This is a genomic window from Oerskovia sp. USHLN155 (assembly GCF_037145535.1).
Taxonomy (GTDB): Bacteria; Actinomycetota; Actinomycetes; order Actinomycetales; family Cellulomonadaceae; genus Oerskovia; species Oerskovia rustica.
The window spans coordinates 1-1557 of record NZ_JBBCXG010000024.1; the positions used below are offsets into that span (position 1 = coordinate 1).

Sequence of the window (1557 nt, forward strand, 5' to 3'; positions counted from 1 at the left end):
AGTTGAAGCCGATGACGCGTTGTGCGGCTTTGTAGGCCAGGACGGAGAGTTGGCGTCCGGGTCTGCCGGGGAGGTTGGAGATCTGGTGCAGGGTGGTGCGGCGTAGTCGGCGGTACAGGGCGGGGTCGTAGGCGCGGGCGTGGGCCCAGAACTCGTCCTTCTTCCGCAGGGACTCGCGGGTGCCGGCGCGGACCAGGAGCATCGAGGAGACCAGGGACACGATGTCGAGGTAGTGCAGCATGTAGCGCTTGAGGGCGCGGGGGGTGTGCGGGTTGGCGCGGGCCGCGGACAGGTGTTCCATCATGGTGCGGTTGATGCGCAGCTGTTGGTCCACGCGGGAGATCATCACGGTCTCGTTGACGGACTGGTCGGCGCGTCCGATGTAGTACCGGTAGAGGTCGACGTTCAGGTAGTACAGGCGCCGGACCGCGGGCAGGGGTGCGTAGGCGTAGAGGTTGTCGACGTAGAAGGTGTGCTCGGGCAGGACCAGGCCGACCTCGCGCAGCAGGTCGGTGCGGTAGATCAGGGAGTGCATGAGGATGTACTGGTTCTTGCGCAGGCGCCCGACCTGGTCCCAGCCCAGGACCCTGTCCTGGGGCAGGGCGTTGGTGTAGCGCACGGCGGTCTTGTTGCGCTTGTCGACCTTCTCGTACACGAAGTTGCTGATCAGCATGTCGATCCCGGTGTCCTGGGCGACGAAGGAGTCCAGCAGGTCCAGCACCTTGGCGTAGGCGTCGGCCTCGAGCCAGTCGTCGGAGTCCACGATCTTGATGTACCGCCCGCGCGCGTTGGCCAGGCCCGTGTTGATCGCGGCCCCGTGGCCCCCGTTGGGCTGATGGATCGCGCGCACCACCCCCGGGTGGGCGGCCGCGTACCGGTCCGCGACCTGGGCCGTGGCGTCCCAGGACCCGTCGTCCACGATCAAGATCTCCACCCGCTGGCCCCCGGCCAACAGCGAGTCGATGCTGCGGTGCATGTACGCCGCGGAGTTATAGCACGGCACGACGATCGTCAACAGCTTGGACATCAGCGCACTCTTCAGACTTCCTGGCCCGCACGGGCCGACGACGAGGACTCCCCCGCGCCCCCGGACACCGGCACACCCGCCGGTGCCGCTGCGGCCGGCTCGGGCGCCTGGACCTCGGGGTCACGCTTGAAGATGATCTTGAAGATCGGGAAGAACACCCAGAACGATAGAGCACTGTTGATGATCATCGTGACCATGTCGGCCATCGTCTCCCCGGTCTTGCCCAGGCCCCACGTGTCGATCAACAGCTCGTAGATCGGCGCCTTGTACAGGCCCTGCAACGCCGCCGCCGCGAACGTGATCACCACGTACGCCACCACGTACCAGAACGCCGCCCGCCAGATCGAGGTGTTCGACTTGAACGTCACGTTGCGCTGGGCGAAGAAGTTGATCACCTGCGCGATCAACAACGTGACCTGCACCGCCAAGAAGTACGCCAACCCGCCCCCACCCTCAGGCAGGCCCCCCGCCGCGTAGTCGAACACGAAGAACGGCGAACCATCAGGATTCGACCCCACCGGCAACACCTG

At 66.0% G+C, this 1557-nt stretch carries 2 protein-coding genes; both read right to left on the minus strand.

From position 1 onward, the window contains the following. On the minus strand, nucleotides 1-1027 hold a 1027-nt coding region (locus WFH32_RS19205), incomplete at its 3' end, for a glycosyltransferase family 2 protein (RefSeq protein ID WP_191798464.1). Nucleotides 1028-1038: 11 nt separating this feature from the next. Continuing rightward, nucleotides 1039-1557 (minus strand): hypothetical protein (locus WFH32_RS19210; protein WP_336708884.1); only part of this gene is annotated, 519 nt, incomplete at its 5' end.